24 protein-coding genes are annotated in these 26,285 nt (G+C 71.3%); 14 read left to right on the forward strand and 10 right to left on the reverse strand.

The window, feature by feature from the left end:
• Positions 1–285: 285 nt before the first annotated feature.
• Positions 286–1,917, forward strand: a complete 1,632-nt coding sequence (locus tag ACIBEI_RS27490; protein ID WP_398892920.1) for a cytochrome bc complex cytochrome b subunit — start codon at positions 286–288, stop codon at positions 1,915–1,917.
• A 40-nt stretch (positions 1,918–1,957) separates the two neighbouring features.
• Here ACIBEI_RS27490 and ACIBEI_RS27495 read toward each other — a convergent pair whose 3' ends face one another.
• Both ACIBEI_RS27495 and ACIBEI_RS27500 read right to left on the reverse strand, forming a co-directional pair.
• On the reverse strand, positions 1,958–2,926 hold the full coding sequence (locus tag ACIBEI_RS27495; RefSeq protein WP_398892921.1) for an acyl-CoA dehydrogenase family protein: 969 nt from the start codon (positions 2,924–2,926) through the stop codon (positions 1,958–1,960).
• Positions 2,926–4,083: an acyl-CoA dehydrogenase family protein gene (locus ACIBEI_RS27500; protein WP_398892922.1), complete on the reverse strand. Its 1,158-nt coding sequence runs from the start codon at positions 4,081–4,083 to the stop codon at positions 2,926–2,928. The genes ACIBEI_RS27495 and ACIBEI_RS27500 overlap by 1 nt, the downstream gene beginning before the upstream one ends.
• A gap of 48 nt (positions 4,084–4,131) precedes the next feature.
• Between ACIBEI_RS27500 and ACIBEI_RS27505 the strand changes: the two genes are divergently transcribed.
• The 3 genes from ACIBEI_RS27505 to ACIBEI_RS27515 all read left to right on the forward strand — a co-directional run bounded on the left by ACIBEI_RS27505 (position 4,132) and on the right by ACIBEI_RS27515 (position 6,914).
• A complete protein-coding gene (locus ACIBEI_RS27505) occupies positions 4,132–4,971 on the forward strand; it encodes an SDR family oxidoreductase (protein WP_398892923.1) in 840 nt (279 codons plus the stop codon).
• A 111-nt stretch (positions 4,972–5,082) separates the two neighbouring features.
• Positions 5,083–5,694: a TetR/AcrR family transcriptional regulator gene (locus ACIBEI_RS27510; protein ID WP_398892924.1), complete on the forward strand. Its 612-nt coding sequence runs from the start codon at positions 5,083–5,085 to the stop codon at positions 5,692–5,694.
• Positions 5,695–5,756: 62 nt separating this feature from the next.
• Positions 5,757–6,914: an acetyl-CoA C-acetyltransferase gene (locus ACIBEI_RS27515; RefSeq protein ID WP_398892925.1), complete on the forward strand. Its 1,158-nt coding sequence runs from the start codon at positions 5,757–5,759 to the stop codon at positions 6,912–6,914.
• 118 nt (positions 6,915–7,032) lie between these two features.
• Here the strand turns inward: ACIBEI_RS27515 and ACIBEI_RS27520 are convergent, their stop codons facing one another.
• The 6 genes from ACIBEI_RS27520 to ACIBEI_RS27545 are packed head-to-tail and all read right to left on the reverse strand — an operon-like array spanning position 7,033 to position 11,049.
• A complete protein-coding gene (locus ACIBEI_RS27520) occupies positions 7,033–7,302 on the reverse strand; it encodes a type II toxin-antitoxin system RelE/ParE family toxin (protein WP_398892926.1) in 270 nt (89 codons plus the stop codon).
• Positions 7,299–7,559, reverse strand: a complete 261-nt coding sequence (locus tag ACIBEI_RS27525) for a type II toxin-antitoxin system Phd/YefM family antitoxin (RefSeq protein WP_398892927.1) — start codon at positions 7,557–7,559, stop codon at positions 7,299–7,301. Before ACIBEI_RS27525 ends, ACIBEI_RS27520 begins: the two co-directional genes overlap by 4 nt.
• A complete protein-coding gene (locus tag ACIBEI_RS27530; RefSeq protein WP_398892928.1) occupies positions 7,534–8,637 on the reverse strand; it encodes an NAD(P)H-dependent flavin oxidoreductase in 1,104 nt (367 codons plus the stop codon). Before ACIBEI_RS27530 ends, ACIBEI_RS27525 begins: the two co-directional genes overlap by 26 nt.
• A complete protein-coding gene (locus tag ACIBEI_RS27535) occupies positions 8,637–9,443 on the reverse strand; it encodes a CoA-transferase subunit beta (RefSeq protein WP_398892929.1) in 807 nt (268 codons plus the stop codon). The genes ACIBEI_RS27530 and ACIBEI_RS27535 overlap by 1 nt, the downstream gene beginning before the upstream one ends.
• Entirely contained in the window at positions 9,440–10,294 is an 855-nt protein-coding gene (locus tag ACIBEI_RS27540) for a CoA transferase subunit A (protein WP_398892930.1), read from the reverse strand. The genes ACIBEI_RS27535 and ACIBEI_RS27540 overlap by 4 nt, the downstream gene beginning before the upstream one ends.
• On the reverse strand, positions 10,291–11,049 hold the full coding sequence (locus ACIBEI_RS27545; RefSeq protein ID WP_398892931.1) for an enoyl-CoA hydratase family protein: 759 nt from the start codon (positions 11,047–11,049) through the stop codon (positions 10,291–10,293). Before ACIBEI_RS27545 ends, ACIBEI_RS27540 begins: the two co-directional genes overlap by 4 nt.
• 86 nt (positions 11,050–11,135) lie before the next feature.
• Here ACIBEI_RS27545 and ACIBEI_RS27550 point away from each other — a divergent pair, with 86 nt between their 5' ends.
• From ACIBEI_RS27550 to ACIBEI_RS27565, 4 genes are all read left to right on the forward strand, one after another.
• Positions 11,136–11,906 (forward strand): SDR family oxidoreductase, encoded by a 771-nt coding sequence (locus tag ACIBEI_RS27550; RefSeq protein ID WP_398892932.1) that lies wholly within the window; start codon positions 11,136–11,138, stop codon positions 11,904–11,906.
• Between the two features lie 36 nt (positions 11,907–11,942).
• Positions 11,943–12,860, forward strand: a complete 918-nt coding sequence (locus ACIBEI_RS27555; RefSeq protein WP_398892933.1) for an SDR family oxidoreductase — start codon at positions 11,943–11,945, stop codon at positions 12,858–12,860.
• 109 nt (positions 12,861–12,969) lie between these two features.
• Positions 12,970–15,942: a LuxR C-terminal-related transcriptional regulator gene (locus ACIBEI_RS27560; RefSeq protein WP_398892934.1), complete on the forward strand. Its 2,973-nt coding sequence runs from the start codon at positions 12,970–12,972 to the stop codon at positions 15,940–15,942.
• 135 nt (positions 15,943–16,077) lie between these two features.
• Positions 16,078–17,103 carry a hypothetical protein gene (locus ACIBEI_RS27565; protein ID WP_398892935.1) on the forward strand — a complete coding sequence of 342 codons (1,026 nt, stop codon included), beginning with the start codon at positions 16,078–16,080 and terminating at the stop codon, positions 17,101–17,103.
• 192 nt (positions 17,104–17,295) lie between these two features.
• Here ACIBEI_RS27565 and ACIBEI_RS27570 read toward each other — a convergent pair whose 3' ends face one another.
• Positions 17,296–18,201 carry a hypothetical protein gene (locus ACIBEI_RS27570; protein WP_398892936.1) on the reverse strand — a complete coding sequence of 302 codons (906 nt, stop codon included), beginning with the start codon at positions 18,199–18,201 and terminating at the stop codon, positions 17,296–17,298.
• A 174-nt stretch (positions 18,202–18,375) separates the two neighbouring features.
• Between ACIBEI_RS27570 and ACIBEI_RS27575 the strand changes: the two genes are divergently transcribed.
• Together ACIBEI_RS27575 and ACIBEI_RS27580 are read left to right on the forward strand one after the other, a co-directional pair.
• Positions 18,376–19,173, forward strand: coding sequence for a S1 family peptidase (locus ACIBEI_RS27575; protein ID WP_398892937.1), 798 nt, complete (start codon positions 18,376–18,378; stop codon positions 19,171–19,173).
• A gap of 240 nt (positions 19,174–19,413) precedes the next feature.
• On the forward strand, positions 19,414–19,860 hold the full coding sequence (locus ACIBEI_RS27580) for a GNAT family N-acetyltransferase (RefSeq protein WP_398892938.1): 447 nt from the start codon (positions 19,414–19,416) through the stop codon (positions 19,858–19,860).
• On the opposite strand, the gene ACIBEI_RS27585 is transcribed toward ACIBEI_RS27580, so the two are convergent.
• Positions 19,857–21,662 carry a beta-galactosidase family protein gene (locus tag ACIBEI_RS27585; protein ID WP_398892939.1) on the reverse strand — a complete coding sequence of 602 codons (1,806 nt, stop codon included), beginning with the start codon at positions 21,660–21,662 and terminating at the stop codon, positions 19,857–19,859. The genes ACIBEI_RS27580 and ACIBEI_RS27585 overlap by 4 nt on opposite strands.
• A gap of 130 nt (positions 21,663–21,792) precedes the next feature.
• On the opposite strand from ACIBEI_RS27585, the gene ACIBEI_RS27590 reads away from it, so the two are divergent.
• The 4 genes from ACIBEI_RS27590 (at position 21,793) to pepN (ending at position 26,281) form a co-directional block, all read left to right on the forward strand.
• Positions 21,793–22,683 carry a helix-turn-helix domain-containing protein gene (locus tag ACIBEI_RS27590; RefSeq protein ID WP_398892940.1) on the forward strand — a complete coding sequence of 297 codons (891 nt, stop codon included), beginning with the start codon at positions 21,793–21,795 and terminating at the stop codon, positions 22,681–22,683.
• A gap of 29 nt (positions 22,684–22,712) precedes the next feature.
• A complete protein-coding gene (locus tag ACIBEI_RS27595; RefSeq protein WP_190230323.1) occupies positions 22,713–23,057 on the forward strand; it encodes a chorismate mutase in 345 nt (114 codons plus the stop codon).
• 126 nt (positions 23,058–23,183) lie between these two features.
• Positions 23,184–23,657: a two-component system response regulator gene (locus ACIBEI_RS27600; RefSeq protein WP_398892941.1), complete on the forward strand. Its 474-nt coding sequence runs from the start codon at positions 23,184–23,186 to the stop codon at positions 23,655–23,657.
• Between the two features lie 116 nt (positions 23,658–23,773).
• A complete protein-coding gene (gene pepN / locus ACIBEI_RS27605; protein ID WP_398892942.1) occupies positions 23,774–26,281 on the forward strand; it encodes an aminopeptidase N in 2,508 nt (835 codons plus the stop codon).
• Positions 26,282–26,285: the final 4 nt, after the last annotated feature.

Consider the following 26,285-nt stretch of genomic DNA (forward strand, 5'->3'; position numbering starts at 1 on the left):
AATGATACGGCATACCACATGAAACCAGCACCCCCCACAAAACCCAAACACAACAAACCACCCCCACCCCCCCCCCCCCCCCCCCCCCCCCCCCCCCCCCCCCCCCCCCCCCCCCCCCCCCCCCCCCCCCCCCCCCCCCCCCCCCCCCCCCGCCCGCCCCGCCCCCCCCCCCCCCCCCCCCCCCCCCCCCCCCCCCCCCCGCAGTCGAATCGAGAACATGACCAACCCCTTTGGCTTCGCAGAACCCCGTGCCACTCTGAACTGAGCCTATGGGGAGGGCCACGAATGGACGCGCGGAGCAACGGGCGAGCGGCGCAGACGGGCAAGGGCGAGAAGGTGGCGGACTGGGCCGACGGACGGCTCGGGATCTACTCCCTGGCCAAGACCCAGATGCGCAAGGTGTTCCCGGACCACTGGTCCTTCATGCTGGGCGAGGTCTGCCTCTACAGCTTCCTCATCCTGATCCTCACCGGCGTCTACCTCACCCTCTTCTTCGAGCCCAGCGCCGCCGAGGTCGTCTACAACGGCTCGTACGAACGCCTCAACGGCATCATCATGACCAGGGCGTACGAGTCCACCCTCGACATCAGCTTCGATGTGCGCGGCGGACTGCTGATCCGGCAGATCCACCACTGGGCGGCAATCGTCTTCGTCGCCGGAATGCTCGTGCACATGATGCGCGTGTTCTTCACGGGCGCCTTCCGCAAGCCGCGCGAGCTGAACTGGCTGTTCGGCTGGACCCTGCTGTTCCTCGGCATCATCACCGGCCTGACCGGCTACTCGCTCCCCGACGACCTGCTCTCCGGCACCGGCCTCCGCTTCGCACAGGGCGCGATCCTGTCCGTGCCGATCGTGGGCACGTATCTCGCGTTCTTCCTCTTCGGAGGGGAGTTCCCGGGACACGACATCATCTCCAGGCTGTACCCGATCCATGTCCTCCTGTTGCCCGGGATCATGCTCGGCCTGGTCGTCGCCCACCTGATCCTGGTCTTCTACCACAAGCACACCCAGTACCCCGGGCCCGGCCACGAGCAGAAGTCCGTGGTGGGCATGCCGTTCATGCCGGTCTACATGGCCAAGGCCGGCGGCTTCTTCTTCCTGGTCTTCGGCGTGCTGTCGATGATGGGCGCGATCGCGACGATCAACCCCGTGTGGGCCTTCGGTCCCTACCGGGCCGACCTGGTCACCACCGGCGCCCAGCCCGACTGGTATCTCGGCTTCTCCGAGGGACTGATCCGGGTGATGCCGGGATGGGAGATCAACGCCTGGGGCCACACCCTGCAACTGGGCGTCTTCATCCCCTTCTCCCTCTTCCCGCTGATCATGGTGGCGATCGGCGTCTACCCGTTCATCGAGGCGTGGATCACCGGGGACAAACGCGAGCACCACATCCTGGACCGGCCCCGCAACGTCCCCACGCGCACCGCGCTCGGCGTCGCCTGGCTGAGCCTGTACGGCGTACTGCTGATCGGCGGCGGCAACGACATCGTGGCCATGCATCTGCATCTGTCGATCAACTCGATCACCTGGTTCGTACGGATCGCCTTCTTCGTGGTCCCGGTGATCGCCTTCGTCATCACCAGGCGTGTCTGCATGGGGCTCCAGCGCGGCGACCGCGACAAGGTGTTGCACGGCAGGGAGTCCGGCGTCATCAGGCGGCTGCCGCACGGCGAGTTCGTCGAGGTGCACGAACCCCTCACCCCGGCCCAGCGGTTCACCCTCACCCAGCACGAGCAGGACACGCCCTACGACGTGGGCCCGCTCGTCGACGCGAACGGCGTCGAGCGGAAGGTCAAGCCGTCCCAGCGGCTGCGGGCGCGGCTCGCCCGGGCCATGTACGGGCAGAACGCGCAGATCCCCAAGCCGACCGTCGAGGAGTACCGCGAACTCACGAGCAGCGACGACCACCATCACTGAGCGCGCGGCTCCTGCGGGGCTCAACCGCTGAAGGGCTCGGCTACTTGAGGACCAGCTCGCGGCATGCACCGGGCGTGCCCCAAGCCGTGCGCAGCGCGCGGGCCTTGGTCAGCCACAGGGACAGGTCGTACTCCGCGGTGTAGCCGATCGCGCCGTGCAGTTGCAGGGCGGTACGGGCGGTCGTGTACGCCGCCTCGCAGGCCGTGACCTTGGCGGCGGCCACGTCGGCCGGGTCCATGGTCAGGGCCGCGCCGAAGAGGAGCGGGCGCGCGAACTCCAACGCGACCTTGGCGTCGGCCAGTCGGTGCTTGACCGCCTGGAACGAGCCTATGGGGACACCGAACTGGCTGCGCTGCTTGACGTACGCCACGGTCCTGTCGAGCAGGGTCAGTCCCACGCCGAGCGCCTGCGCGGCGGTCGCGAGCCGGGCCCAGGTGAGGGAGTGGGCGGCGGCCGCGGCGACTTGGGGGCCGGTCGCGAGGAGTTCGCCGCCGTCCTCCTGCAGCCTGGTGAGGCGGCGGGCCGGGTCGATGGACGTACGGACCGGTCCGTGCCCTTGCCCGTACCCCTGAGCCAGTCTCAACTCGCCGCCTCCGACGGCGAGATGGATCGTCGCCGCGTCTCCGTCCAGCGCGTACGAACCGTTCAGGGCCACCGTCGCGATCGTCTCCCCGGATGCCAGCCCCGGCAGGAACCTCTTCGCCAGGCCCGGTTCCGTCAGCAGTGCGGGCGCCGCCACCGTCTCCACCAGCGGGCCCGGTACCGCGTGCCGCCCCAACTCCACGAAGGCGACGGCCAGTTCGACGGGAAGCGGTCCGACACCCTCGTACGCCTCGGGGACCGCCAGCGCGAACACTCCCGCGTCGGCGATACGGGACCACAGGGCCCGCCCGGCCGTGTGGTCACCGGCGCTCCACGACCGTACGACCGACGGGGTGTTCGCCGCCGTCAGCAGGGCGTCCAGCGAGTGGGCGAAGGCGCGTTGTTCGTCGTCCAGGAGGAAACGCATCAGCGGCGTCCCTTCGGCAGGCCCAGGAGGCGTTCGGCGATGATGTCGCGCTGGATCTCGTTCGTGCCCGCGTAGATGGGACCGGCGAGGGAGAAGACGTACCCTTCGGCCCAGCCGCCGCCCTCGTCGTCGGCGATGGCGGCCAACTCCCCGTCCCCGCCCAGGAGATCGAGTGCCGTCTCGTGCAGCGCGATGTCGTACTCGGACCAGAAGACCTTGTTCAGGCTGGACTCCGGGCCGATGGGCTCGCCGTCGAGGAAACGGGAGGCGCCCGCGTACGTGAAGAGCTGGTAGGCGCGGGCGCCGATCACCGCGTCGGCCACCCGGTCGCGGGTGAACGGGTCCCGGCCGCGCGCCCGCCAGAGCGCGGCCAGGCGGTCGGCCGAGGCCAGGAAGCGGCCGGGGGAGCGGAGGGTCAGACCGCGCTCGTTGCCCGCCGTCGACATGGCGACCCGCCAGCCCTGGCCCGGCTCGCCGATCACGTCCTCGTCCGGCACGAACACGTCGTCCAGGAAGAGTTCGGCGAAGGCCGGCTTGCCGTCCAGGCGGCCGATCGGGCGGACGGTCACGCCCGGCGCGCGCAGGTCGAACATCAGGTAGGTGAGGCCCTGATGGGGCTTCGGGGTGTCCGGCTCACTGCGGAACAGGCCGAACGCGCGGTCGGCGAACGCGGCCCGCGACGACCACGTCTTCTGCCCGCTCAACAGCCAGCCGCCGTCCGTACGCATCGCCCTGGACCTGAGGGAGGCGAGGTCGGACCCGGCCTCGGGCTCGGACCATGCCTGCGCCCAGACGACCTCGCCGGACGCCATCGGCGGCAGGATCCGGGCCCGCTGCTCCTCCGTGCCGTGGTCGAAGAGGGTCGGCGCGAGGAGGTTGATGCCGTTCTGGCCGACCCGGCCCGGCGCACCCGCCGCGTAGTACTCCTCCTCGAAGACCAGCCACCGTACGAGCCCCGCGTCCCGTCCGCCGTACGCGGTCGGCCAGGACACCACCGACCAGCGGTCCGCGGCGAGTTCGGCCTCCCACGCGCGGTGGGCCGCGAAGCCCTCCTCGGTCTCCAGGGAGGGCAGCGGCGGCGACGGGACGTGCGCGTGCAGCCAGGCGCGCGCCTCGGCGCGAAAGGCGTCCTCGTCGGCCGTGAAGTCGAGGTCCATCAGCGGCGATCCTTCCCTAACAAGTGTTTGGTAGGTTAGCGTGGCGTCATGACAGGCGTCGAGAGTCCGGCATACGTGCCAGGGCACGGGCTGCTGAAGGGACGCACCGCGGTGGTGACCGCCGCCGCGGGCGCGGGCATCGGCGGGGCCACCGCGCGCCGCTTCCTGGAGGAGGGCGCGCGCGTGCTGATCAGCGACGCGCACGCACGACGACTCAAGGAGTACGAGGCCGAGCTGGCCGGGGAGTTCGAGGGCGTCTCGGCACTCGCGTGCGACGTCACCGACGAGGCCCAGGTGCAGGCGCTCTTCGATGCGGCCGTGCGGCAGCACGGGCGGCTCGACATCGTCGTCAACAACGCCGGTCTCGGCGGGACTTCGGACCTGGTCGACATGAGCGACGAGCAGTGGTCGAAGGTGCTCGACGTGACGTTGAACGGCACCTTCCGCTGCACGCGCGCGGCCCTGCGGGCGTTCCGGGAGGGCGGGCAGGGTGGCGAGGGCGGGCAGGGTGGCGAGAGTGGGCAGGGTAGCGAGGGCGGGCGCGGCGGTGTGATCGTCAACAACGCCTCCGTCGTTGGCTGGCGCGCCCAGGCCGGGCAGGCGCACTACGCGGCGGCGAAGGCGGGGGTCATGGCGCTGACCCGGTGTGCGGCCCTGGAGGCCGCCGCGTTCGGAGTGCGGGTCAACGCCGTCTCGCCGAGCCTCGCCATGCACCCGCATCTGGTGAAGGTGACGACCCCCGAGCTGCTGGAGGAGCTGACGGCCCGCGAGGCCTTCGGGCGGTACGCCGAGCCGTGGGAGGTGGCCAACGTGATCGTGTTCCTGGCGTCCGGCTACTCCTCGTACATGACCGGCGAGATCGTCTCCGTGAGCAGCCAGCATGCGTGAGCGCTCCGCTGGAGGTGCGGTGGTGAACCTGCGGGTCAGTCGTGGCTTGTCGCGCAGTTCCCCGCGCCCCTGTTGGGGCGGAGCCGGCGCCACGAGGACCACAATGGAACCGTGCCTACCAAGAAGAAGCCCCAGGTGACCGCCGCGCCCGCCCGCCGCCGCGAACTCCTCGACACCGCCGCCGAGGTCTTCGCCGAGCAGGGCTACAACGCCACCACCGTCCGTAAGATCGCGGACCACGCGGGCATGCTCGCGGGCAGCCTCTACTACCACTTCGACTCCAAGGAATCGATGCTGGAGGAGATCCTGCGGACCTTCATGGACGAGCTGTGGGACGGGTACGACACCGTCCTGGAGGCAGAGCTGGGCCCGCGAGAGACGCTGGAGGCCCTGGTCACCGAGTCCTTCCGGGAGATCGACCGGCACCGCGCGGCCGTCGCGATCTACCAGCGGGAGTCCAAGCACCTCGTCGCGCAGGAGCGGTTCGCGTTCCTCGCCGAGTCGCAGCGCAAGTTCGAGAAGACGTGGCTGGCCACGCTGGAGCGGGGCGTGGCCGGAGAGGTCTTCCGGGACGACCTCGACATCCGGCTCACCTACCGGTTCGTGCGCGACACGGTGTGGGTCGCCGCGTCCTGGTACCGGCCCGGCGGACACCACAGCCCGGAGGAGATCGCCCGGCAGTATCTGTCGATGGTCCTGGACGGAATCGCCGTACGTACATGACCCACTGGACCTGTTGGATCTATTGGATCCATTGGACCCACTGAGGAGCCCGAGGAGTCGTCATGGCCGAGGCCTACATAGTCGAAGCGGTCCGTACGCCCGTGGGGCGCCGGAAGGGCGGCCTCGGCGGGGTCCATCCCGCCGATCTGGGCGCGCATGTGCTGAAGGCCCTGGTCGAGCGGTCCGGTGTCGACCCGGCCGCCGTCGAGGACGTCGTCTTCGGGTGTCTGGACACCGTCGGGCCGCAGGCCGGGGACATCGCGCGGACGGCCTGGCTGGCGGCCGGGCTGCCCGAGGAGGTGCCCGGGGTGACGATCGACCGGCAGTGCGGGTCCTCGCAGCAGGCGGTGCACTTCGCCGCGCAGGGTGTCCTGTCCGGCACGCAGGACCTGGTGGTCGCGGGCGGCGTCCAGAACATGACGCAGATCCCGATCGCTTTCGCGTCCCGCCTGGCCGCGGAGCCGCTGGGGCTCACGGAGGGGCCGTTCGCGGGGAGCGAGGGGTGGCGGGCACGGTACGGGGACCGGCCCGTCAACCAGTTCCACGGCGCCGAGTTGATCGCCGAGAAGTGGGGGATCAGCCGGCGGGACCAGGAGGAGTTCGCCCTGCGGTCGCATCAGCGGGCGGTCCGCGCGATCGACGAGGGGCGTTTCGAGCGGGAGGTCGTGCCGTTCGGGGATGTCGCCGTGGACGAGGGGCCGCGGCGGGACACCTCGCTGGAGAAGATGGCCGGGCTGAAGCCGGTGGTGGAGGGTGGCACCATCACCGCCGCGTGCTCCTCGCAGGTGTCCGACGGTGCGGCCGCGATGTTGCTCGCCTCCGAGCGGGCCGTGCGGGAACACGGGCTCACGCCTCGGGCGCGGGTTCACCATCTTTCCGTGCGGGGGGAGGATCCGATACGGATGCTGTCGGCGCCGATTCCGGCCACCGCGTACGCCTTGAAGAAGGCCGGGATGTCCATCGGTGACATCGACCTCGTCGAGATCAACGAGGCGTTCGCGCCTGTGGTGCTTGCCTGGCTGAAGGAGACCGCGGCGGATCCCGACAAGGTCAATGTCAATGGGGGCGCCATTGCCCTGGGGCATCCGTTGGGGGCGACCGGGGTGAAGTTGATGACCACGTTGCTGCATGAACTGGAGCGGACGGGTGGGCGGTTCGGGTTGCAGACGATGTGTGAGGGCGGGGGCCAGGCGAACGTGACGATCGTTGAGCGGCTCTAGGTTGTTCGGCGGGTGCGGGTGCGGGTGCGGGTGCGGGTGCGGGTGCGGGTCCGTCGTGGCTTGTCGCGCAGTTCCCCGCGCCCCTGAAAGACCCGCGCCCCTTCTGGAGCGCCTCGCTCTACAGCGTGCGGTATACGTCGCGACGATTGCCCACCTTGACGACGAGGATGATCAGCTGGCCGTTGTCGATCTGGTAGGCGACGCGGAAATCCCCGACGCGCAGTCGGTACAGACCTTCATGACCCGCGAGTTTCTTGACGTCCGTGTCCTCACGGTACGGATCGTCGCCCAGCCGCGTCAGGGCGGTGAGGATGCGCATGGCGCTGGTCCGGTCGATCGTGCGGAGCTGTCGTTGGGCGGTGGCGGTGAACCTGAACGCATACTTCATGCGGCGCCCTGGTCATCGCTGAACAGGTCGGCGAGCAGCTCTGCCATGGAGACCGTGGGCTCATCGAGATGCGTGACTGCTTCCCGGGCGAGTATTTCGTCGGCTGCTTCCTCGACCGCATCCAGAATCTCTATCGGGACGACGGCCCCGACGCGCTCACCCTTGCGGGTGATCACCGTGACTTCGCCGGCCTCGGCATTGCTCAGGATCTCGGCCAGCCGTGCACGGGCCTCACGGATGCTCAGCGTCTCGGACATATCGCGAGTGTACACGCTCTTGTGTACACGATGCCTGTGCAGGCAGCCCGCCTAGAGCCGCCCCCGCCTCCGCCATCACCCGTTCCACCAGCTCCGCGCAAGACAGCAGGTCATCGATCACGCCCGCCACCTGGCCCGAGGCCATCACCCCCAGATCCGTGCGGCCCTCCACCATCGAGGCGCGCAGCAGCATCGGGGTGTTGGCGGCGAGGAGGACCTGGCTCCAGGTCAGGTCCTTGCCGTGCTTCATCGCAAGGCCGTCGCGGATCAGCTGGGGCCAGGTGAGGCCCGAGAGCTTTCGGAAGCGGGCGGCCTGGCGTATCGCCCGGGTCAGTGTTCTCGTACGGCCCGCCTCCTCAAGGGAGTCGATCAGGTCTGTGCGGAGCATGCGGTGGGGGAGGCCGTCCACGGCTGTCGTCACAGTCACGTCCTTCACCGTGGCCGCGAGGTACCGGGCCTTCACCGCGTCCGGGACCGTGGAGTCGGAGGTCAGGAGAAAACGGGTGCCCATGGCGACGCCCGCCGCGCCGTACGCCAGCGCCGCGACCAGGCCCCGACCGTCGAAGAAGCCGCCCGCCGCGATCACCGGTATGTCCACGGCGTCCACGACCTGGGGGAGGAGGACGGTGGTCGCCACCTCGCCGGTGTGGCCGCCGCCCTCGCCGCCCTGCACGATCACCGCGTCCGCACCCCAGGCCGCGACCTTCTCGGCATGACGGCGGGCCCCGATCGACGGGATGACGACGACGCCCGCGTCCTTCAGTTCGGCGATCAGCTCACGAGAGGGCGCGAGCGCGAAGGAGGCGACCTTCACCTCCTCCTCGATGATCAGCCGGACGCGGTCACGGGCGTCCCCCGCGTCCGCGCGCAGGTTCACCCCGAACGGCGCGTCCGTACGGGACCTGACCTCCCGCACCGCCTCCCGCAGCTGGTTGAGTGTCATCGTCGCGGAGGCCAGGATGCCCAGCGCTCCCGCGTTCGCCGAGGCGGAGACCAGCCGCGGGCCCGCCACCCAGCCCATCCCGGTCTGCACGATCGGGTGCCGGACGCCGACCAGTTTCGTGAGCGCGGTCTCCATCAGCTTGGGACCTCACGGTCGCGCAGCCCCCGCGGGTCGATGACCTCGCGGATCAACTCCAGCTCCGCCGGGGTCGGTTCACGGGTGTACGGGACCCCGTCGGGAACCATCGGCTCGAACCCGGTCGCCGCCAGGACCTCCTCGACCGTCACCCCCGGATGCAGCGAGGCGAGCCGCATCGAGCGGTCCGGGGTCGCGAAGTCGAACACGCCCAGGTTCGACACGACCCGGGGGATCCGGTGATAGCGGGTCGCCGTGGGACCGGCCGCCGCCGCGCTGTCGTACCCCACCCCGCTGATCATGTCGACCTTCTCCACGAAGACCCGCGTCGAGTGCTTGGGCACCCAGTAACTCACCGGGTTGTTCAGGGTGTTGACGGGCGCTCCCCGCACCCCGAGCAGCTGCCGGGCGGGCCGCTCCCAGTCGCCGATGCAGGAGATGTTCTGGTTTCCGAACCGGTCGATCTGGCTCGCGCCCATCATCACGTGCCGACGCCCGCCGGTGACCATCGTGAGATGCCTGCGGTAGGGCAGCCACCCTTCGGGGGTGCCGTCCGGACCGATCAGCATCGCCTCGCCGTCGGTGAGCAGGAGCTCCGGGGCGAAGGTCCGCCGGGCGAGCCGGGCACCGACGGAGGGGACGGCACCCATGGGGCTCGCGAGCACCTCGCCGTTGTCCCGCCACGCCTCGGCGCAGGCGATCACGCAGTACTCGGCGCGGGTGGGCGGGAGAGGAGGAGACGTGCGGGTGTCCGGGAGCGGGGCGCCGGTGTGCGGGACAGGAGAGGGCCGGGTCGCGTCCGTCATCGCCGCTCCTCGTGCCAGGCCTGTGCGGCCGACTGGTAGGCCTTCTCGTCCCCGTACAGGAACCGCTCGGTGAACTCGGGCCACGGCGTCGTCGCGTACAGCTTCTGGAAGGGCTCGTCGCGGTCGTGGTCGGGGACGCAGGAGGTGGGGTGTGCGCCACCGGGCGTCTCGACGACTCCCGTGACCGAGTGCCGGTTGACGAGGAGGGTCTGCGGCACCGCGTCGTCGAAGCGGTCCACGAGCCGCTCGCAGGAGACGTACGCGTCGTCCGCGGCCTCGCAGAAGAGGTCGTCGAAGTACGGGTCCGGGCCCAGATACTGGCCGTTGCCCGACCGGTCCGCGCGGTTGACGTGGACGAGAGCCGCGTCCATGCGCAGGGCCGGCATGGCGACGAAGGTCTCCCGGATCCCGGTCGACGGGTCCTCGTACGGCGAAGTGACCGTCCGCAGGCCGGGGTTGACCCGCATGACGTCCGAGCCGATGCCCGCCCGGACCGGCATGAACGGCAGCCGGTTCGCGGCGGCGTGCAGCCCCCACATGAACATCGCCTCGTCGACTTCCGTCAACTCGAAGGCCCCGCTCTGCCGGGCAGCGCGGAAGTGCGGCTCCAGGGGGATCGAGTCGAGCGTCACGAAGGCCGCGACGAGCCCCCGAATCCTGCCCGCCGCGGCGAGCATCCCGACGTCCGGGCCTCCGTACGACACGATCGTGAGGTCCGTGACCTGGGAGCGGAGCAGCGCTCTCACCAGGGCCATCGGTTTGCGGCGCGAGCCCCAGCCGCCGATGCCGAGGGTCATCCCGCTGCGGAGCCGGGAGACGACCTCGTCGGCCGTCATCGTCTTGTCGCTCATTCCGTACCCCCTCCTTCCCGGTCCTTCCCGAACGTGTCCCTGACCCGGTCGCCGACCCCCGCGAGGTTCGCCTCGAACGTGAAGCCCTGCTCGAAGCGGTAGCTGCGGCGTACGTCGACGGGGTCGATGCCGTTGATCGCGGCCTTGGCCAGCCGGATCAGCTGTCCGTCCTTGCTCGCGATCTGACCGGCCAACTCCATTGCCGCAGCACGCAGTTCGTCGCGCGGAACGACCCGCCACACCGACCCGTGCCGGTGCAGCTCGGCCGCGGTCGCCGTGCGCGAGGTGTAGTACAGCGCGCGCATCAGATGCTGCGGCACCAGCCGGGCCAGATGGGTGGCCGCGCCCAGGGCGCCCCGGTCCAGCTCGGGCAGGCCGAACGTCGCGTCCTCGCTCGCCACGATCGCGTCCGCGTTGCCCACCAGGCCTATGCCGCCGCCCAGACAGAAGCCGTGCACCTCCGCCACCACGGGCACCTCGCACTCGTACACCGCGGCGAAGGCGTCGGCGCAGCCGCGGTTGGCGCCGAGCAGCGCGCTGCCGCCCTGCGCCTGTATCTCCTTGATGTCCACGCCCGCGTTGAACCCCCGCCCCTCGGCGGCCAGCACCACACAGCGGACCTCGGCGTCGCGGCCCGCCGCGCGCAGGGCGTCGGCCAGCTCGAACCAGCCGCGCACCGGCAGCGCGTTCACGGGCGGGAACTCGACCGTGACGACGGAAATCCCCTTTTCCGGGGACGAGGTGGAGACACCCATCAGCTCATCAGCTACCTTTCGACCAAACATTTGTTAGGTGCGCCAGTTGTGAAGGTAACAGCGAACACCGACGAGTGGGAGGCCCTGTGGACAAACGCCCGGACACGCGGCCGGACAGGCTGTCCGGCAAACGGCTCGCGGTGGTCACGGGCGGCACCCGGGGCGTGGGCGCCGGCATCGCCCGCGCGTTCGTCGAGGCGGGTGACGAGGTCGTGGTCTGTGCGCGCAGACCGCCCGAAGTGCCGGTCGACGGCGTCGAGTTCGTCCCCCTCGACCTGCGGGACCCACCGGCCGTACGCGCCTTCTTCGACGGTCTGCCCCGCGTCGACGTCCTGGTCAACAACGCGGGCGGCGCCCCCTACCGGCTGCTCGCGGAGACGGACGCCGAGCGGCACGCGCGCGTGATCGAGCTCAACCTCACCGCCCCGCTGACGGCGTCCCTGGCGGCGTACGAGCAGCTCAAGCGGGCGCGCGGCTCCGTCCTGATGATCGGCAGCGTCAGTGGGACCCGGCCCTCGCCCGGCACGGCGGCCTACGGGGCGGCCAAGGCGGGCCTGGAGAACCTCGCGCGCTCGATGGCCGTGGAGTGGGCGCCGGACGTACGGGTCAACACCCTCGTCGTAGGGATGGTCCGCACCGAACTGTCCCATCTCCACTACGGGGACGAGGACGGCATCGCGGCCGTCTCCCGCACCGTCCCCATGGGGCGGCTCGCCGAGCCCCTGGACGTCGGCAGGGCCGCCGTCTTCCTCGCGTCGGACGCCGCCGCGTACATCACCGGGGCCGGCCTTCTCGTGCACGGCGGGGGCGAGCGGCCCGCCTTCCTGGACGCGGCGACCGCCAACAAGGAGAAGTGAGAACCGCCTACAAATACGAGAGAGAGGAGAAGTGGGATGACTGCAGGCACCGGAATCTGCGACGGGCGGGTCGTGATCGTCACGGGCGCGGGTCGCGGGCTCGGGCGGGCGCACGCGCTCGCCTTCGCGGCGGAGGGCGCGCGAGTCGTCGTCAACGACCTGGGCGTCGGGCTCGACGGTTCGCCCGGCCCCGGCAGCCCGGCCCGGCAGGTCGTCGAGGAGATCACGGCGGCGGGCGGCGAGGCGGTGGCGCACGGCGGGGACATCGCCACGACCGAGGGCGCCGCATCCCTCGTACGCACGGCCGTGGACGCCTTCGGGCGGCTCGACACGCTCGTCAACAACGCCGGATTCCTGCGCGACCGGATGCTCGTGAACCTCGACGAGGACGACTGGGACGCCGTCATGCGCGTCCATCTGAAGGGCCACTTCCTGCCGCTGAAGCATGCCGCCGCGCATTGGCGGGCGGAGGCGAAGGCGGGGCGTGCGCCGCAGGCGCGGGTCGTCAACACCAGTTCCGGAGCAGGGTTGTCGGGGTCCGTCGGGCAGGGCAACTACAGCGCCGCCAAGGCCGGGATCGTGGGGCTCACGCTGGTGGCCGCCGCCGAGATGGGGCGCTACGGAGTGCAGGTCAACGCCATCGCGCCCGCCGCGCGGACCCGGATGACCGAGGGCACCTTCGCCGAGACGATGGCCGCACCCGACAGCGGCTTCGACGCGATGGCGCCCGGGAACGTGTCGCCGCTCGTCGTCTGGCTGGGCTCCGCCGCGAGCGCCGGCGTCACCGGCCGCGTCTTCGAGACCGAGGGCGGCCGCATCACGGTCATGGAGGGCTGGCGGCCCGGCCCGAGCACCGACAAGGGCGCACGGTGGACCCCCGCCGAGGCCGGGGACACGGCGCTCAAACTGCTCGCCGAGGCGCAGGCACCCCAGCCGGTCTACGGAGCGCAGTAGTGCGATCGGCGTACGACACCTAGGAGGGCGACGCGCCGGGAACCCTTTGACCGCGCACCCCGTGCTCGCGAGGATGCCCAGCAGGGCGGGCCGGGCGGAGGTGGCTCAGGTGGAGTTCGTAGGGCGAACGGACAGCCTCGCACTTCTTGCGGCGGCTCGCGAGCGCGCCCGCGCGGGACACCCGCAACGCGTACTCGTCGAGGGTCCGGCCGGCATCGGCAAGACCGCCCTCGTACGCCGCTTTCTGCGCGACGACACGCACGTGCTGTACGGGGCGGGGGAGGAGGCCGAGTCGGAGCTGGCCTTCGGAGTACTGGAGCAACTGCTGGGCCGGGACGGCAGTGACGCCGGTGACGGCAGTGGCCCCGGGGGCGGAGACGGGGCCGGTGCTGGAGTCGGCGGCGGGCGCTGGGCGGACGCGCACGCGGCCGGGGCGGCACTGCTGGAGGCCCTGGGCGAGGCGCAGGGAGCGGAGGCTGACGGCGCCCCGGCCTCAGCAGACGACCGGTCCGCGCGCGGGCCCGGCGCCTCGGGTTCCTCCGCGCCCGGTTCCTCCACTCCCGGCACACCTGCCCCCGGCACCCCTGCCCCCGACAGCCGCGACACTCCCGCCCCCGACACCCCCATCGCCCTCGTCCTCGACGACGCCCAATGGGCCGATCACCTCTCCCTCCAGGCCCTCACCTTCGCCGTGCGCCGGCTGCGGGCCGACCGGGTGCTCGTTCTCGTGGTCGTGCGGGACGCCGAGGACACGCGGCTGGCAGAGGGGCTGCGGAGGCTGTTCACGGCGGACGACGCCGTACGCGTACGGCTCGACGGCCTCGGACCCGCCGAACTGGCCGAACTCGGCGGGGGGATGGGCGTACGGGGACTCACCGCACAGGCCGCCGCACGGCTGCACGCGCACACCGCCGGCAACCCCCTCCATGTGAAGGCGCTCCTCGAACAGGAGGGAGCCGGACTCCTGGAGGCGCTCGGCGAGCCCGATGTGACACCGCCCGCCCCCAAGTCGTTCACTGCCCTCGTACTGGCGAAGCTCGCCGCCTGCTCGCCGGCCGCCGACGCCCTGGTCTGCGCGGCTGCTGTACTGGGCATGCACTGCACGCCGGCCGACGCCTGGGAGGTCGCGGGCGCGGACCTGCTCGACGAGGAACGCCGGGCCGCCGACGTCCTCACCGCACTCGAAGAGGCCGTCCACACAGGCCTGTTGACCGAGGCCCCGGGCGATCCGCTGATCCGCTTCCCGCACCCCCTCGTACACGCCGCCGTCTACCACCAGCTCGGCCCCTCCCGCCGTGCCGCCCTGCACCTCAGCGCCGCCCGCACCGTCCGGGACCAGGCACACCGACTGCGCCACCGGGCGCTCGCCGCGGCCGGCCCCGATCCGGAACTCGCCGCCGAACTCGCCGCACTGGGACGGAGGTTCGCCGCCGAAGGCGCCTGGGCGAACGCCGCCGGACAGCTGACGGCCGCCGCACGGATCGGCCCGGAACCGGCGGTGTACGAGCAGTACACCCTCGAAGCCGTCGAGTGCGCGCTGCTCGCCGGAGACGTACCGGTCATGGGCGAAGTCGCCCAGCGGATCGCGCAGTTCACCCCCGGCGGCTGGCGCAGCTATCTCCTGGGCAGGCTCAGCCTGTACGACCTGGACCGCGCCGAGGCGCTGCTCACGGACGCCTGGCACCGGTGCGACCCGGCGGCCGAACCGGTCCTCGGGGCACGTATCGCGGGCCAGTTCGCCGCCCTGCACGGCAGCATGTCGCACGGCGCCGAGATGGCCGAGTGGGCCGACCTCGCGATCCGGCTCGCACCCGACGACACGGCCACCGACATGATCCGCGTCCTGCGGCTCAACGGCCTCGCCATGAGCGGCCGGGCCCCGCAGACGCTCGCCGCACTCGCCCCGCTGCCCGACCCGGCGCTCGCCACCCCCGCCCAGCTGGAGGAACTCCTCGGCCGCGGCACCCTGCGCGAGTGGACCGGCGACCTCACCGGCGCCGTACGGGACCTGGGCGGGGTCTTCGGGGCCTGCCACGGGCGCGCCGCCTCCTTCCGGGTGGTCGCCGCGACCGCGCTCGCCTCCGCCGAGTACCGCGCGGGCCGCTGGGACGACGCGATCGTCCACACCGACCTCGCGCTGTCCCTGGCCGCCGACACCGACCAGCCGCACATCGCCCTGTACTGCCGGATGCTCGCCGCCCAGGTGCACGCGGTGCGCGGCGCGTTCGCCAAGGCACAGGCACACGCGCGCGTGGCCCGCGTCTACGCGGCCGGCGGCCATGTGAACCCCGCCCTGTGGGCCGCGCTCGCCGAGGCCCATCTCGCCCGCGCCCAGGGCCAGCCCGAGGAGGTCCTCACGGCCCTGGGACCGCTGCTCGCGCTGGCCCCGCGCGGCGACCTGGAGGAGCCCGGCACGATCCCCTGGGCGGACCTGCTCGCCGAGGCCTGGGCAGCCCTCGGCGACGAGAAGCGCGCCGTCCAGGCCCTCGCCCCGTACGAGGTCCTCGCCACCCAGCGCGGCCACCATGGGGCGCTGCTCGTCGCCGCCCGGGCCCGCGGCACCCTGGAGGCCGCGCGTGGCGACACCGTGGCCGCCGAGCGCGCCTTCCGCTCCGGCCTCAAGCACGCCGCACACGTCGAGGCACCCTTCGACCGCGCGCTGCTGCACCTCGCGTACGGCGGCTTCCTGCGCCGGGCGGGCCGCCGCACCCGCGCCGGCGAGCAGCTGCGCACCGCCCGCGACCTCCTCGTACGCCTCGACGCACCGCCCGATCTAGGGCGCTGCGAACGGGAGTTGGCGGCCTGCGGACTCGGTCCCGTCGGGTCCGCGGCCGAGCGGGAGCCACGGACACGTGGAGCGGCGCCGCTCACGCCCCAGGAACTGGCCGTCGCCCGCCTCGTCGCGTCCGGGCTCACCAACCGGCAGGTGGCACGCGAACTCGTCATCAGCGTCAAGACCGTCGAGTACCACCTCGGCCGGATCTTCCCCAAGCTGGGCGTCGACTCCCGTACGCGGCTCACGGCACTGCTGGCCACCGACGGGCCGGAGTCCGGAGCGGGGCCGCCCGGACGCGCACCCTAGGGATTCCCCCGGGGCGCATCCCGGGGCGCCCGGACTCCCCCTGTCCGTACCGTCGGTCGGGCCTTCGCGGAAACAGTCGCGAAGGGAGCGGTAACCAACGGGGGATGAACAGAAATGCCGGAGAACACCCATCGAATGGTGACCGACGTCCCGCATGCCAAGGTGCGGGCCGTCACCGAGCGCGTCGTCCAGGAACTCACGCTCGCCGCCGACAAGGTCGCCGCCCACTACGCGGAACCCGCCAAGTACCCACTGCCCGCGGACCGGACGGCCGCCGAGCACCTCGTCGCACGGCGCTTCGACAGCCTCACCGACGAAAGGAGGAAGAAGGCGGCGGCCGCGGTCCTCGCCGACCTCAGGACCGGCGCCGTACGGGCCCGGCGCCTCGGTGACCTGGCCCGCGTCGACCTGCGCTCGCCCGCCTCGGTGGACACGCAGGTCAAGCGTCTGGGCTTTCCCGAGCGGCTGAGGTTCCCGGCCGACGAACTCAGGAAGCCGCCGACTTCCCTCCTCCCCGAGGAGTCGGCCCCGCAGGGCCTGGCCGCCGTACCGGCCGCCCTGCACAAACTCGAACTGCGCATCCACCGGGTGAAGTGCCTGGACGAGACGTCCGAATGGGGATCCGACGAGATCCATCTCGCCGGAACCAGCGTGGACGAGAGCGGCGACACCCTGAAGATCGGCCAGTTCAAGGTCCGCAGCTTCGACGACGGCGACGTCAAGGTGTACGACCCGCCGCGCCGCTTCCACTGGTTCGGCCTCGACGAGGGCACCAAGTACCCGAAGTCGTACTTCGTCACGCTGGTGCTCGCCGAGGTCGACTGGGGCGGCCTCGCCGACTACGTGGGCGCACTGCTCGACCTCATCAAGAAGAAGGTCACCGCCTATCTCGCCGCGGCCATCGGGGGCGCGATCGGAGCCTCCGGCGGGCCAGTCGGGATCCTCATCGGGATGGCCGTCGGCGCGGCCGTCGGCTGGGTCTTCGACCAGCTCAAGGGCCTCTTCGGCGACGAGGTGTTCAAGCCCGTCACCGTCAACGCGGTCATCCCCTCACTCACCGGCCTCTGGGCCGGCCGCCCCTTCACGGCCCCGGCGGTCGCCGACTACCGAGGCCACGGCGGCCACTACCGACTGACGTACGACTGGCGCATGTACGACTGAGCGAGCGGCGCGGCCGTACGGCCGGATCCAACCTCGGGGGAAACGGGGGAAACAGGGGGATGCGGGGGCCGGAAGGCCGCCGCCCGTCAACGGCACAGACGGGCGGCGGCCTTCCGCTGCAGCGCCCCGTCAGGGGCGCGGGGAACTGCGCGACCAGCCCCCACCGACCCGCACCCAACAACGCAACACCACCTACGTATCGCACTCCAGAACAGTCCGACAAAGCCCGCACCGAGCCCGAACCCGCCCCCGCACCGGCACCCGAATCCGCTGATGACAGGTAGGACAGGGAAACGACACCCGCAGCGGCCCGTGCCCTCCCGGCGCGTCCGGCGTGAAGGCGTACGACACGTCGGCCGCCCCGCCCCCGGCCACGTGATCCTGCGCGTGCCGGCGATCCTTCGCGTAACGCCGCCGCCCCGCCCACCCTGCCGCGGTCAGCGGCGGCTGCCGCTCGTCGTGACGGGCCCGCGTCATCCCCTTCGTGTACGCGGTGTACGCCTGCGGGCTGGTGAACCAGGTCGCCGGATCCTCACCGAAGACCAGGGACCGCTTGGCCAGCACGTACCCGAACTCCTCCGGCGTCAGATAGCCCAGCTTCTGCGAGGACGCCGAGTCCTCCCGGTACGCGTCGAGCAGCAGCCAGCCCGCGCCGAGATACGTCGTCGCCGTGTCCGTGAGGATCTCGTTGTCGCGTGTGCCGGGCAACGACAGGTCCAGACGGTGCAGATAGACATGCATCACCTCGTGCGCGAGCGCCGCGCCGATGTCCCTGCGGTGAGTACGGAACCGGTCGTTCAGCTCGATGAAGTACTCGGGGCCCGCGGCCAGCTCGACGTTCGCCGCGTGCTCCATCTCGCGGAAACTCACGATCATGCGGGCATCCGGCAGACGGAAGTGTCGCACCAGCTCGCGGGCGACCCGCTGGGCGCCCAGATGGAGATCGTCCGTATCGCAGAACGCCACGTCGGCGGGGGCCACGCTGGTGGCGAAGGTGTGGATGGTGTCGTACGAGAGGCGTCTGTACAGCGCGGTGATCGCCGCCCGCACCGTGTCCAGGTGCGGGTAGCCGTGCTCGACCGGACCGCCGTTCGTCACGTCCGTACCCCCAAAGAGGCCCTGAACCCCCATTCCACTCTAAGGGGACGCGAGCGGATTCTCCTGGGTTGGGTTGCCCGGTGGGGGAGTGAGATCCACCCTTGCCGCCCATGCGTCATGATCCTCATACTTCTGTGCGCTCTTCCGCGCACTCAACCACCCATGAAAGGGATCATGTTGACAAACAGGGCAGGCAGTCTCCTCAAGAGATCCGCCTTCAAGCGGGCCGCGGCGATCGGTGCCGTCGCCCTCGCGACCGCCAGCCTCCAGCCCGTCGCCGCGCACGCGGCGCCGGTGCCGGTCGTCGGCGGTACGCCCGCGGCGCAGAACGAGTTCCCGTTCATGGTCAGCCTGTCCATGGGCTGCGGCGGTGCCCTCTACAAGAAGGACGTCGTCCTGACCGCCGCGCACTGCGTGGCCGGCTCGGGCAACACCACCGGGATCACCGCCACGGCCGGGGTCGCCGACCTCAACGCCTCCGGCGCGATCAAGGTGAAGTCCACCAAGGTCCTCCAGGCCCCGGGCTACAACGGCAGCGGCAAGGACTGGGCGCTCATCAAGCTCGCCCGGCCCATCAACCTGCCCACGCTGAAGCTCGCGACGAACACCCGCTACAACAGGGGCACGTTCACCATCGCCGGGTGGGGCGACACCGCGGAGAACGCGAACACCGGTTCCACGCAGCTCCTCAAGGCCAAGGTGCCGTTCGTCGCCGACCGCCAGTGCAAGCGGCACTACGGCAGCCGGCTCATCGCCGGACAGGAGATCTGCGCCGGGGTTCCGCGCGGCGGGGTCGACACCTGCCAGGGCGACTCCGGCGGTCCCATGTTCCGCAAGGACGACAGCGGAAAGTGGCTCCAGGTCGGGATCGTCAGCTGGGGCGACGGGTGCGCCCGACCGCTCGTGCCGGGCGTGTACACCGAGGTGTCCACGTTCTCCGCGGCGATAGCCCGGGCCGCGGCGACGCTCTAGCCTCCGGCGGGGGGACGGGCGTTCGCGGTGTTCTCGCCGGGGACGCCTTTCTTCCTCGGCGGCGGGACGGCCTTCCTTCCTCGGCCGCGGGACGCCTTCCTCTCTCGGCCGCGCAGGCCGGCGGGGCCGGTCGCACAGTGTTCCGGCGCCCAGGAGGAAAACGCGGAGCGCTCAGTGCTCCGGCGACCCGGAGGAAAAATGCGGGGCGCTCACCCGGAGCCCGATGGGATAGTGCCGTTCATGACTGTCGAGGATGCAGCCGTCGGCCCCTCCGTCCAGGTCGGTGGGGAGGACGAGGAACTGTCCGAGCGGCTCGACCGGGAGCTGACCGCCCTCAACGCGCGGGCCACCGGCGCCGGGAAGCCCGACGAGTTCTCGATCCGTGCCACCGACGACGCGGCGGAACTCGCCGGAGGGCTCACCGGGTGGGTCTGGGGCACCCTGTGCGGAGTGGACGCGCTGTGGGTGCGGGAGGAGCTGCGGCACACGGGGTGGGGCACCCGGCTCCTGCGTGCCGCCGAGGCGGAGGCCGTGCGGCGCGGATGCACCGACATGCTCCTCTCGTCCTACTCCTTCCAAGCACCCGACTTCTACAAGCGCCTGGGGTATCGCGAGACGGGCCGCCTCGACGGGATCCCCGGCGGCCACCAGGCCGTGTACCTCCAGAAGACGCTCGACGCCGGCTAGTCCGAACGGCCCGCGCCGCCCCCGCCCGCCGCCTCGTCCGCCTCCCGCGTGTCATCCATGCCCCGCAGGACCGGAGGAACGGACGCCTCCTCGAACTCCAGCAGCCACACGTCGTTCACGCCCTCCCGCAGAACCGGTCCTGGGACGTACAGGGACCGTTGCGGGCCGACGGACCAGTACCGGCCCAGGTTGAAGCCGTTGATCCACGCGAACCCCCTTGTCCAGCCGGGCAGTTCGAGGCGGGCGTCCCCGGCGTCGCGCACCGTGACCGTGCCGCGGTACAGGCCGGGGGCACCGGAAGTGGGAAGCGGCCGGAACGACACCGGCTCCACACCGGTGTCGAACGCGTCGAGACGCAACGCCCGCGCCCGTACCCCGTGCAGATACTGCCGTTCGTGCAGTACGCCGCCGGTGATGCCCTTCGTCTCCCCGGTGCGCGGGCCGTAGTTGACCCGGCCCAGCGACTCCACCCACAGGTCCACGCGCGCGGGACCGGCCACCGGCTCCTTGAGCTGCGGCTCGTCCTCGGTGAGCACTCCGGCCGGCTCTCCGTCGACGTACACCGTCGCCAGGTCCCGCAGGCCGCGCACGGTCAGAGGGTACGGGCGGCGGGGTCCCGGAACGTCGACCGTGTAGCGGACCAGCCCCCGGTCGACGTCCAGTTCCTCGAAGGTCGGCGGCATGGGCCGCTCGGTCTCGGGCCCGCCGAGCGCGTCGAGCACGGCGGACAGGGACGCCCATCCGGTCAGTTCCGCGGTGGCCGGGGCGCCCAACCGGGCCGGTGCGGCGGGCAGTTCGGGCAGCGGGCTGTCCGTGTACGCGGCCAGGAGCGACCGGAACCGCCAGAACTTCTCCGTGGGGCGCCCGTACTCGTCGATCGGCGCGTCATAGTCGTACGACGTCACGTCCGGCTCCAGCACCCCGTCGTGCAGCGCGCCGCCGCCCCGGTTGGCGCCCGCCCAGCCCGCGAAGTTCGTGCCGCCGTGCGCCATGTAGAGGTTGACCGAGGCCCCGCACTCCAGGATCTCCCGGAGCGCGTCGGCCGCGTCGACGGGATTGCGTACGACGTGCTCCGCGCCCCAGTGGTCGAACCAGCCGCACCAGAACTCCATGCACATCAGCGGACCCGTCGGCCGGTGCCGGCGCAGCGTCCCGAAGGCCACGCGCGCGTGCGACCCGAAATTCGCCGTCGCCAGGACACCGGGCAGGGAGCCGCCGGTGAGCATGTGGTCCTCGGGGCCGTCCGACGTGAAGAGCGGCACCGTCACGCCCGCCTCGCGCAGCAGGCCGGCGAGCCGGCCCAGATACACCTGGTCCGAGCCGTAACTCCCGTACTCGTTCTCCACCTGCACCATCAGCACCGGACCGCCGCGGTCGATCTGCCAGGGCACGATCTCCCGCAGCAGACGCGCGAACCAGCGCTCCACATGGCCCAGGAACCGCTCGTCACGGGTGCGCACGAGGGCGCCCGACTCACCGGTCAGCCAGTGCGGCAGCCCGCCGTTCTCCCACTCGGCGCAGATGTACGGACCCGGCCGCACGATCGCCCGCAACCCGGCCTCCCGGGTCGCGTCCAGGAACCGGCCGAGCGCCCCGACGTCCCGGAAGGAGCCCGGCCGCGGCTCGTGCAGATTCCACGGGACGTACGTCTCCACACAGTTGAGGCCCATCGCCCGCAGCATCGCCAGCCGGTGCCCCCACTGCCCCTCGTGCACCCGGAAGTAGTGCAGCGCCCCCGACAACAGCCGCACCGGCCGCCCGTCCAGCAGAAAATCGGTGTCCCCCACCGTGAACTCGGTCATGAGCACCACCCTGACCCCTGGCGGCGACCCGGTCCATGGACAAAGATCAGCGCTGATTGGACGCAGCGGACGCAGCGGACGCAGCTGACGGGCGCGGGACGGGCTTGCCGGACAGGCGGGAGGACAGCCGATGTACCACACCTGGATGCGGTTCTTCAGCCCCGGACCCGCCCACCACAAGCTCGGCCTCGTCTGCCTCGGCGTCGGCCTCCAGTACGGCGCACTGCCCACCGTCGGACCCCGCACCCTCGACCACCACGTGGCCGTCGTCGTCAGCGCCGGCCACGGCTGGTTCCGTACCGTCGACGGGCGGTCCACGGCCGTCACCGCGCCCGCCCTGCTCTGGCTCACCCCCGGCGTGCCCCACCACTACGCGCCCGACCCCGAGACCGGCTGGGACGAGGCCTTCGTCGACTTCACCGGGCCCACCGCCGACACCTACACCGAACTCGGCTACATCGAACCGGCCCGGCCCGTCGTCCCCCTCTCCGACGCGGGCCCGGCCCGCACCACCGTCGCCCGCATCGCCCGCGCCGCCCGCCTCGGCAACCCCCTCCTGGAGGTCGAGACCAGCGCGGCCGTCCACGAACTCCTCGTCACCCTGCGCCGCGCCCGCGCCGACACAGCCCCCGACGGCGAACAGGTACTCCAGGCCCTCGCCCGCGACGCCTTCAAGCCCCTCTCCGTCGCCGACCACGCGGCCCGCCACGGCATGAGCCCCGCCGAACTGCGCACCGCCGTCCGCCGCGGCGCCGGATGCAGCCCCAAGGACTACCTCCTCGGCATCCGCCTCGGCCGCGCCAAGGAACTCCTCGCCGCCACCGAACTCCCCGTCGCCGCCGTGGCCAGACGCGTCGGCTACGACGACCCGGCCTACTTCTCCCGCCTGTTCACCCGCCGCGTCGGCACCGCACCCGTGCGGTTCCGGGAACAACAGGGACGTACGGTCCCCGGCGGCTGGAGCAACCAGGTCCCCGACCCCGACGATCCGCCGATGCTCCATTCCCCGGGAACACGATGACCGGCACGCGCCACGTAGGGTTGCCCTCCATGACCACCAGCAACACCGGAAACGCGGGCGGCGTCGACCCGGCCGTCCGCGCCGAACTCGCCCGGCTGCGCGAGAGCATCGACAACATCGACGCGGCCGTCGTCCACATGCTCGCCGAACGCTTCAAGTGCACCCAGCAGGTCGGCCACCTCAAGGCCGCCCACCAGCTGCCGCCCGCCGACCCGTCCCGCGAGGCCCAGCAGATCGCCCGGCTGCGCAGCCTCGCCGAGAACGCCAGACTCGACCCGGCGTTCGCGGAGAAGCTCCTCAACTTCATCATCGCCGAGGTCATCCGCCACCACGAGAGCATCGCGGACAGTGCGGGTGGCGCGGACAAGTTGTAGGTCCGCCCTCTCGGCGTGCGCGCCGAAATGAGGCATCCTGCGTGAGCACTCCTTGTCAGTACACGAGTACTCCCTGTCGGCCGGTTCGGACATAAGCTTGTCGTCCAAGCGAGGGGACTTCGCTCCATGCCGCCGGATGCCAAGATCCTCATAGTCGACGACCATGAGGAAACGCTCTACGCCCTGGAAAGCGCCCTGGCCCCGCTCGGCTACCACCTGACGCGGGCCACCAGCGGCGACGAAGCGCTGAAGGAAGTCCTGCGCGGCCACGTCGGCCTGCTCCTCCTCGACGTACGCATGCCCGGCGTCAGCGGCCTCGACGTCGTCCGCTACATGCGCGGCGTGGAACAGACCCAGCTCATCCCGATCATCCTCGTCACCGGCTTCGGCCCCGACGCCGAACTCACCGCCACCGCCTACCACCTGGGCGTCGCCGACCTCGTCATGAAACCCATAGACCCCTGGGCCCTGCGCACCAAGGTCCGCTACCTGTACGACTCCCACCAGCGCTACCAGTCCCTGGAACGCGAAGTACGCGAACTCCGCGCCCTGGTGAAGGAACAGCCGCCCGCCGGGCGCTTCGTGGGACCGGGGACATAACCCCGACCGGTCCGGGACACAACCCCGACCGGTCCGGGGCGCGACTCCCACCGCTCCGGGGGCGCAACCCCGCCCGGACAGGCCACCCCTGTGCCGGGCCACGCCCATCAGGCAGCATGGCACCCATGTCCGTACTGACGCGCGACGAAGCGCAGACCCGTGCCAAGCTCCTCGACGTCCACCGCTACCAGATCGAACTCGACCTGACGCGCGGCGACGAGAACTTCGACTCCCGTACCGTCATCCGCTTCACCACCCGCGCGGACGGGGACACCTTCGTCGAGCTCAAGCCCGCCGAACTGCGCTCCGTCACCCTCGACGGCAACCTTCTCGACCTGGACGCCCACTCCCTGGACGAGAACCGGCTGCCGCTCAAGGACCTCACGGCCGGCGAGCACGAACTGCGCATCGACGCCACGATGCGCTACTCCCGCACCGGCGAGGGCATGCACCGCTTCACCGACCCCACCGACGGCGAGACATACGTCTACACACAGCTGTTCATGGACGACGTGCAGCGCGTCTTCGCGGCCTTCGACCAGCCCGACCTCAAGGCCGTCTTCGAGCTGACCGTGACGGCCCCCGAAGGCTGGACCGTACTCGCCAACGGCATCACCGAGCGGCAGGACGACGGCCGCTGGCAGGCCGCCGCCACCCCGCTCATCTCCACCTACCTCGTCGCCGTCGCCGCCGGCCCCTGGCACTCCGTACGCACCGAACACCGCGGCCTGCCCTTCGGCATCCACTGCCGCCGCTCGCTCGCCCCCCACCTCGACACCGACGCCGACGAGATCCTCGACATCACCCGCGCCTGCTTCGACCGCTACCACGAGAAGTTCGAGGAGCCCTACCCCTTCGACTCCTACGACCAGGCGTTCGTCCCCGAGTTCAACGCCGGCGCCATGGAGAACCCCGGACTCGTCACCTTCCGCGACGAGTTCGTCTACCGCTCCGCCGTCACCGACACCGAACGCCAGACCCGCGCCATGGTCATCGCCCACGAGATGGCCCACATGTGGTTCGGCGACCTCGTCACCCTGCGCTGGTGGGACGACATCTGGCTGAACGAGTCCTTCGCCGAGTACATGGGCTACCAGACCCTCACCGAGGCGACCCGATTCACCGACACCTGGACCGACTTCGGCATCGTCCGCAAGGCCTGGGGCTACGACGCCGACCAGCGCCCCTCCACCCACCCCGTCGCCCCCGACCCCGAGGCCGTCCCCGACACCGCCTCCGCGATGCTCAACTTCGACGGCATCTCCTACGCCAAGGGCGCCTCGGCCCTGCGCCAACTCGTCGCCTGGCTCGGCGAGAAGGACTTCCTCGCGGGCATCAACACCCACTTCGCCCGCCACAAGTTCGCCAACGCCACCCTCGCCGACTTCATCGAATCCCTCGCCGCGACCACCGAACGCGACGTCCACGCCTGGGCCGACTCCTGGCTCCGCACCACCGGCGTCGACACCCTCACCGCGTCCGTCACCGCTGAGCCGGGGGAGTGGACCCTCACCCTCGACCGCACGGGCAGCCGCCCCCACCGCGTCACCGTCGGCGTCTACGACCGCGACCTCAACGACAGCCGCGCACTCCTCCTGCGCGAACGCTACGAGACGGACATCCCCGGGCAGCCGGCCCCCGAACCCCGTACCGGCACCCGCCCCGCCCTCGTCGTCCCCAACGACCTCGACCTCACCTACGCCAAGATCCGCCTCGACGAGGTGTCCTCCGAGACCGCCCTGCGCGGCATCTCCGACGTCCCCGACGCCCTCACCCGCGCCGTGCTGTGGAACACCCTGCGCGACATGGTCCGCGACGGCGACCTCGCCCCCGCCGCCTACCTGGAGACCGCCCGCGCCCACCTCCCCGAGGAGAGCGACCTCGCCGTCGTCCAGGGAGTCCTCACCTTCGCCGCCGCCCAGGTCGCCGACCGCTACCTGCCCGCCCACGAACGGCCCGCCGCCCTCGCCACCCTCACCTCGCTCTGCCGCGACCTCATCCGCCGCACCGAGGACGGCGACCACCCCGGCCTGCGCCTCATCGCCGTACGCCACCTCATCGACGTCGCCGCCCAGCCCGACACCATCAGCGCCTGGCTCTCCGAAGGCACCGTCCCCGGCGGCCCCGAACTCGACCCCGAACTGCGCTGGCGCATCCTCGGCCGCCTCGCCGTCCTCGGCGCCATCGACGACGCCGTCATCGACACCGAACTCGTCCAGGACCCCAGCGCCACCGGCCAGGAAGGCGCCGCCCGCTGCCGCGCCGCCCTCCCCGACCCCGTCGCCAAACGCGCCGCCTGGGAGTCCATGTTCACCACCGACGACCTCTCCAACTACCTCTTCACCGCCACCGCCCAGGGCTTCTGGCAACCCGAACAGACCGACCTCGTACGCCAGTACGTCGACCTCTACTGGAACGACGCGGTAGCCGTCGCCGCCCGCCGCGGCCCCGCCATCGCCGAAGCAGCCGGCCGCTGGGCCTTCCCCGCCTACGCCATCACCCCGGAAACCCTCCAAGCAGGCGAACAATGCCTGACAGAGTCCACCCCCACCCCAGCCCTCCGCCGCAAACTCACCGACCAACTGGACGACTTGGCACGGGCGTTGCGAGTACGAGAGTCATAGAGGA

The organism is Streptomyces sp. NPDC050988 (genome assembly GCF_044456225.1).
Classification (GTDB): Bacteria; Actinomycetota; Actinomycetes; order Streptomycetales; family Streptomycetaceae; genus Streptomyces.

Coding starts and splice junctions, on each gene's coding strand:
- ACIBEI_RS27490 (WP_398892920.1), top strand. CDS start 286: ATGGACGCGCGGAGCAACGGGCGAGCGGCGCAGACGGGCAAGGGCGAG.
- ACIBEI_RS27500 (WP_398892922.1), bottom strand. CDS start 4,083: ATGGACCTCGACTTCACGGCCGACGAGGACGCCTTTCGCGCCGAGGCG.
- ACIBEI_RS27595 (WP_190230323.1), top strand. CDS start 22,713: ATGACCACCAGCAACACCGGAAACGCGGGCGGCGTCGACCCGGCCGTC.
- ACIBEI_RS27580 (WP_398892938.1), top strand. CDS start 19,414: ATGACTGTCGAGGATGCAGCCGTCGGCCCCTCCGTCCAGGTCGGTGGG.
- pepN (WP_398892942.1), top strand. CDS start 23,774: ATGGCACCCATGTCCGTACTGACGCGCGACGAAGCGCAGACCCGTGCC.
- ACIBEI_RS27495 (WP_398892921.1), bottom strand. CDS start 2,926: ATGCGTTTCCTCCTGGACGACGAACAACGCGCCTTCGCCCACTCGCTG.
- ACIBEI_RS27535 (WP_398892929.1), bottom strand. CDS start 9,443: ATGACGGACGCGACCCGGCCCTCTCCTGTCCCGCACACCGGCGCCCCG.
- ACIBEI_RS27600 (WP_398892941.1), top strand. CDS start 23,184: ATGCCGCCGGATGCCAAGATCCTCATAGTCGACGACCATGAGGAAACG.
- ACIBEI_RS27540 (WP_398892930.1), bottom strand. CDS start 10,294: ATGAGCGACAAGACGATGACGGCCGACGAGGTCGTCTCCCGGCTCCGC.
- ACIBEI_RS27555 (WP_398892933.1), top strand. CDS start 11,943: ATGACTGCAGGCACCGGAATCTGCGACGGGCGGGTCGTGATCGTCACG.
- ACIBEI_RS27515 (WP_398892925.1), top strand. CDS start 5,757: ATGGCCGAGGCCTACATAGTCGAAGCGGTCCGTACGCCCGTGGGGCGC.
- ACIBEI_RS27525 (WP_398892927.1), bottom strand. CDS start 7,559: ATGTCCGAGACGCTGAGCATCCGTGAGGCCCGTGCACGGCTGGCCGAG.
- ACIBEI_RS27505 (WP_398892923.1), top strand. CDS start 4,132: ATGACAGGCGTCGAGAGTCCGGCATACGTGCCAGGGCACGGGCTGCTG.
- ACIBEI_RS27585 (WP_398892939.1), bottom strand. CDS start 21,662: ATGACCGAGTTCACGGTGGGGGACACCGATTTTCTGCTGGACGGGCGG.
- ACIBEI_RS27520 (WP_398892926.1), bottom strand. CDS start 7,302: ATGAAGTATGCGTTCAGGTTCACCGCCACCGCCCAACGACAGCTCCGC.
- ACIBEI_RS27565 (WP_398892935.1), top strand. CDS start 16,078: ATGGTGACCGACGTCCCGCATGCCAAGGTGCGGGCCGTCACCGAGCGC.
- ACIBEI_RS27545 (WP_398892931.1), bottom strand. CDS start 11,049: ATGGGTGTCTCCACCTCGTCCCCGGAAAAGGGGATTTCCGTCGTCACG.
- ACIBEI_RS27590 (WP_398892940.1), top strand. CDS start 21,793: ATGTACCACACCTGGATGCGGTTCTTCAGCCCCGGACCCGCCCACCAC.
- ACIBEI_RS27530 (WP_398892928.1), bottom strand. CDS start 8,637: ATGGAGACCGCGCTCACGAAACTGGTCGGCGTCCGGCACCCGATCGTG.
- ACIBEI_RS27575 (WP_398892937.1), top strand. CDS start 18,376: ATGTTGACAAACAGGGCAGGCAGTCTCCTCAAGAGATCCGCCTTCAAG.